Source organism: Peptidiphaga sp. (genome assembly GCF_057238965.1).
The window spans coordinates 15368-20699 of record NZ_DBHHEV010000040.1; the positions used below are offsets into that span (position 1 = coordinate 15368).

General features: G+C 63.6%; 4 protein-coding genes and 1 pseudogene. 4 read left to right on the top strand and 1 reads right to left on the bottom strand.

The features are described from left to right. Positions 1–45 precede the first annotated feature (45 nt). The 3 genes from rpsI (at position 46) to ACO48X_RS06280 (ending at position 3789) form a co-directional block, all read left to right on the top strand. A complete protein-coding gene (rpsI, locus tag ACO48X_RS06270; protein WP_485001251.1) occupies positions 46–537 on the top strand; it encodes a 30S ribosomal protein S9 in 492 nt (163 codons plus the stop codon). Between the two features lie 537 nt (positions 538–1074). Next, positions 1075–2415: a phosphoglucosamine mutase gene (glmM, locus tag ACO48X_RS06275; RefSeq protein ID WP_485001252.1), complete on the top strand. Its 1341-nt coding sequence runs from the start codon at positions 1075–1077 to the stop codon at positions 2413–2415. A 585-nt stretch (positions 2416–3000) separates the two neighbouring features. Then, positions 3001–3789, top strand: coding sequence for a DedA family protein (locus tag ACO48X_RS06280; protein ID WP_485001253.1), 789 nt, complete (start codon positions 3001–3003; stop codon positions 3787–3789). Positions 3790–3837: 48 nt separating this feature from the next. On the opposite strand, the gene coaA is transcribed toward ACO48X_RS06280, so the two are convergent. Further along, a complete protein-coding gene (coaA, locus tag ACO48X_RS06285) occupies positions 3838–4809 on the bottom strand; it encodes a type I pantothenate kinase (protein ID WP_485001254.1) in 972 nt (323 codons plus the stop codon). Between the two features lie 314 nt (positions 4810–5123). On the opposite strand from coaA, the pseudogene ACO48X_RS06290 reads away from it, so the two are divergent. After that, positions 5124–5332 (top strand): annotated as a pseudogene (locus ACO48X_RS06290) (glutamine--fructose-6-phosphate transaminase (isomerizing)); the annotation flags it as partial.

The window sequence follows — 5332 nt, forward strand, 5'->3', positions numbered from 1 at the left end:
CTCAAGAAGACTGCTCAGTGAGCTTTTAGGAACAGGACGTATTGAATGTCTGAAACGACAGTTGAAGCCGAGGCGCTGAGCGAGGATTTCAGCGGCTCGTACACCACGGAGAGCGAAGCTCCCCGCGTCGGTCAGGGCGCATCCCTGACAGCCCCGGGCCAGGCGCTCGGCCGCCGCAAGGAGGCCGTCGCACGCGTCAGGCTCATTCCGGGAAGCGGCGAATGGAAGATCAACGGGCGCAAGCTTGACGATTATTTCCCGAACAAGCTCCATCAGCAGCTTGTTCGCTCGCCGTTCGCCCTCCTCGACCTCGAGGGAAGGTTCGACGTCGTCGCCCGAATCAACGGAGGCGGCGTTTCGGGTCAGGCCGGCGCCCTTCGCCTCGGCATCGCCCGCGCCCTCAACGAGATTGACCGTGAGGCCAACCGCCCCGCCCTCAAGAAGGCCGGTTTCCTCACCCGCGACGCTCGAGCCGTCGAGCGCAAGAAGGCCGGCCTGAAGAAGGCACGCAAGGCCTCGCAGTTCTCCAAGCGTTGATCTATTTCCGCTGCTGAGGCGTTTGCGACGTCGAGCGGCGGAAGCCTTCGCAGGCGCGGCGGCGTGCAAGCCGTCGGTGCCAAAGGCAATCAGGCGTTTCGTGGGCCCGTCGGAAAAACCGACGGGCCCACGATTGCCATGCCGCCAACATTTTAAGGCGTCTGCCTCACACTCAACATTTTCTAGGCGCCTTCCTCAACGCCAGCGTTTTCGCGCTGCAGCGATATGAACGCACGCGAGAAGCCTGCTCCGGCGCCGATGCGCGCGGGACGCCTGCGGCAAGGGAACGTCGATGTAGTCACACATGGACCGGAGCCAATGCGCGGGACGCCCTCCGCAACACTGACGGACGCCTCGAACTCGAACTGACAGCATTCAGGTGTTCTATAAATCAAGGTGCTTTGAAGTGTTTTATAAATCAAGGCGCTTTGAAGCATTTTGGCGGTTCACATTGTGGAGGAGTTCGGCTGGCAGGCGCAGCAGTGCCATACTTGGGATCGTCACAACAGCGATCTTTTCTCGAACCGGAGAGGAATCATGGCCCGACTTTTTGGAACTGACGGCGTGCGAGGGCTCGCCAATCGCCAGATTACGGCACAACTGGCACTCGAATTGGGCGAAGCCGCCGCTCGGGCTCTCGCACAGGGCGGAGAAGGGCGCCCCCGGGCGGTTGTAGCCCGAGACACGCGCTTGTCGGGGGCCATGCTCGCGCAGGCCGTCGCGGCAGGCCTGGCCGGCGCCGGCGTCGACGTCGAACAAGTCGATGTGCTGCCCACCCCCGGGCTGGCCTACCTCACAGCCTCCCGGAACATCGACCTCGGCGTGATGATCTCCGCCTCCCACAACCCTATGCCCGACAACGGCATCAAATTCTTTGCGCGCGGCGGGTTCAAGCTCGAAGACTCCATCGAGGACGAGGTCGAAGCCCTCCTCGGCGCCGAATGGGACAGGCCCGTCGGCGAAGGCGTGGGCAGGATCGAGTCCGCCGTGGAAATGGCAGACTCCGCTTACATCGAGCACCTCGTCGGATCGATCGACGTCGAATTGACCGGCCTGCGAATCGTCGTCGACTGCGCCAACGGGGCCACCAGCGCCGTCGCCCCCGAGGCCCTGCGCAGGGCCGGCGCCGACGTCGTCGTCATCAACGCCTCGCCCGACGGGCACAACATCAACGACAAATGCGGGTCTACCCATCCCGAACAGCTCCAGTCGGCCGTCGTGGCGTCCAAGGCGGATTTCGGTTTCGCCTTCGACGGCGACGCCGACCGCTGCCTCGCCGTGGACGCCTCGGGCGCAATGGTTGACGGGGATCAGATCATGGGCCTGCTCGCCATCGCGATGAGGGATCGCGGCGAACTTGCGGGGGACACGCTCGTTGTGACGGTGATGTCCAACCTCGGCCTCATCCTCGCCATGCGCAAGGAGGGGATCGCAACGGTTCAAACGGCCGTCGGCGACCGCTACGTCCTCGAGGCCATGCGCGCGGGCGGGTACGTGCTCGGCGGCGAGCAATCCGGCCACGTTATCAATCTCAACCGCGCCACCACCGGAGACGGCACCCTTACCGCGCTGCTCGTGGCCGCCGAGGTTGCGAGAACCGGGCGGCCGCTTGCCGACCTCGCGGGTGTGGTCCAGCGCCTCCCGCAGACGCTCGTCAATGTGGCGGACGTCGACAAGAGACGCACAGAAACGGATGAGGAGGTCGCGGCGGCCGTGAGTTCGGCAGAGCGCGCGCTGGGCGAGACGGGACGGGTGCTGCTCCGCCCCTCCGGAACCGAACCGCTTGTGAGAGTCATGGTTGAAGCCGCAACGCAGGAGGAAGCCGACGCTGTCGCGGCAAACCTCGCGGAGGTCGTGAAGTCGAGGCTCAGCCTCTAAGGGATCCTTTCCGCGGGATTCTTGTTTACAGGCTCTGCTCCACGGCGCCTCGATTAAAGGGGATTTGCCGAAGGGCACGCCTGTTCACGCTTGCTCGGAGGGGCCAAGCCAAGCGCTCGGCCCCTCCGGCGGTCGGCGCCTGCCAGTCTCGGACGCGGGCCGGAGCATCCGGTTGTCGATTGACTGTTTCGCATCTCTAAAGGCTTGTTTGATGTGGACTTGCACGCGAGGCGTCCGTTATAAGACGCTCGGTTTTCAAGTCTGCCCGGACGGTCATGTCGATCCTTCCGTCATGTGATCCTTCCGTCGTCTGGAGCTGACAAAGGGAAAGCCTCTCGCACGGGTGGTCTATTCTCGCTTCCACATTCAGAATGGGCTTATAAACTTCAGCCCGGTCTCGACGCCTCGACGATGCTTATGCCACGTCGCCTATGGGGTGTGAAACCCGTGACGTTCGAGACGGTTTACCGGCGGTCAGCCGCGGCTGGGGCGCTTCCTTGGGGAGAATTGCTCTCTTGTCCCTCCATTGCCGGGTGTTAAGGTTGTCCAACGTATTGCGGCGATTTTACCGGCGGAAAGGACAACGTGGATCTGTTTCACTCCATTGAGAGCTGGGTCTTGGAATTTGGGCCCTCGCTGTGGACACTGTTCTTTCTGTTCGTCTTCTGCGTGATCGACGGCTTCCTCCCGATTCTCCCGTCGGAGACCCTGATCATTGCCCTGGGCGCCCTCATCGTTCAGGGGAACGGCCCCAACGTTTACCTGCTCATCCTCACCGGAGCGTTGGGAGCGATCCTCGGCGATCAACTCGCGTTCGGCATCGGACACAGATACAACGTCGAGCGCATTCGCTTTCTGCGCGAAGGAAAGGGGCAGGTCGCCGTTCGCTTCGCCCGGAAGGGCCTTGCGAGGCGAGGCCCTCTCTACATCATCGCGGCCCGCTTCATCCCGATCGGCAGGGTCGCCGTCAATCTCATCGCCGGAGCGACCGGGTACCCCCGCCACAAGTTCATCCCCCTGACGCTGCTCTCCGGGCCGATTTGGTCTACCTACTCTGCGATCATCGGCATCGTCTCCGGACACGTGTTCAACGGCCATCCCATTCTGTCCATGCTTGTGGGCGTGAGCGGCGGAATCGCCTTGGGCGCCGTCATCAACATCATCATCGAGAGGACGACGTCCGGGCCTTCGACCCCCGAAGAGATCTTCGGCGATGCGGTCCCGGCGCCGGACGACGTGGAGGAAGGCGACCGCGATGACGAGTCAAAAGGCGACGACGCGAAAGCCCGTGACGTCCGAGACAGCGCCGCGCGAGACCAAGCCAGCGACGCTCGAGACGAAAAGGACGAAGCGGAAAGCGCTGAAATGAAGTAGGCCGCGCCGGTCGAAACGGGCTGCGTCGGTCGGAGCGGGCCGCGCCGGTCACAGTTTTCTGATGATGACGTTCTCAATCATGTGGTTCGCTCCCTTGCGCAATACGATGTGGGCTCGCGAGCGCGTCGGCGCGATGTTCTCCAAGAGGTTGGGCAGGTTGATTGTGCGCCAAATGTATTCGCCGCGTTCGCGCAGCTCTTCCTCGCTCATCGTCGCGAACCGCTGAAAGTAAGACTCGGGCTGGTTGAAGGCCACCTCGCGGAGCTTGAAAAGCCTCTCGATGTACCACTGCTCAATGTGCGTGGCTTCGGCGTCGACGTAGATCGAGACGTCGAAAAAATCCGAAACGGCTTGCAGGTCGCGCCCGCTTCCGTCGGTTTTGGCCGGTTGGAGCACGTTGAGGCCCTCGAGGATGAGGATGTCCGGCCGGTTGACCTCGATCGAGGCGCCGGGGACGATGTCGTAGATGATGTGGTCGTACACGGGCGCGCGCACGGCGCTCCGGCCCGCCTTCACGGCTTTGAGGAAATCGATGAGGGCCTGGCGGTTGTATGATTCGGGGAATCCCTTGCGCTCCATGAGGCCCCGTTCTTCCAGTACCGCGTTCGGGTAGAGGAATCCGTCGGTCGTCACCAATTCGACGCGCGGGGTAGCCGGCCAGCGCTGCAGCAGTTCGCGCAGCAGGCGCGCCGTCGTCGATTTCCCGACCGCCACTGACCCTGCGATTCCGATGACGAAAGGCGTGCGCTCCTCGCGCAAGCCGAGGAACTGCGACGTTTTTCTGTGGAGCGCGCCGACCTCGGCCGTGTACATCTGCAGCAGGGCCGACAGTGGACGGTAGATGGCGTCTGCCTGTTCGAGGTCGATGGGATCGCCCAAGGCGGAAAGGCGGCGGATGTCCGACTGCGTCAGCGGAAGGGGAGTCGATTGCGCCAGCCTGGCCCACTCTTCATAGGAGAAGTCGATCACGTGGGAGGCGGGCGGTGTGGCGCTCGGCCCGATGTGCACAGGGGCGATCATGGATTCAATTGTAACGGCGTTTTCGCTGCCTCTGCGCACACGTCGTACGTTCCGAGGCCCGAAGCGAAACATACCGAATGGGAGCCTTGCGCGGAGGTGCTTGGTTGGGCCGAGCCGGTTTGGAAATGCCGTCGGCGATGTCCCGGCGGGCTGCAAGCGAACGGGGCGGCCGGCACGAGAGGGTCAGGCGGCACGAGGGGGCCGGGCGGCAAGGGAGGAGGCTGAACGGCCCAGGCGGCGGCGAATATTCGTCTTTGGAAAAACGTAGCGCACCAGGCTTAAAACCCGGGCCCGAGTGTGGTTAGATTACTGCCATGTGCGGAATCGTTGGATACGTCGGTCATGGTCCCGCGGGCTCCCGCCCGCTGGACGTCGTTCTCGAGGGCCTCGCCCGCTTGGAGTACCGGGGGTACGACAGCGCCGGCGTCGCCGTCGCCGGGCCAGAGGGGATGAGCGCGGTCAAAAGGGCCGGTCGGCTCGACAACCTCCGGGCGGCGCTTGCTCACAACCCGCTGCCCGCGGG

Coding starts and splice junctions, on each gene's coding strand:
- glmM (WP_485001252.1), top strand. CDS start 1,075: ATGGCCCGACTTTTTGGAACTGACGGCGTGCGAGGGCTCGCCAATCGC.
- coaA (WP_485001254.1), bottom strand. CDS start 4,809: ATGATCGCCCCTGTGCACATCGGGCCGAGCGCCACACCGCCCGCCTCC.
- rpsI (WP_485001251.1), top strand. CDS start 46: ATGTCTGAAACGACAGTTGAAGCCGAGGCGCTGAGCGAGGATTTCAGC.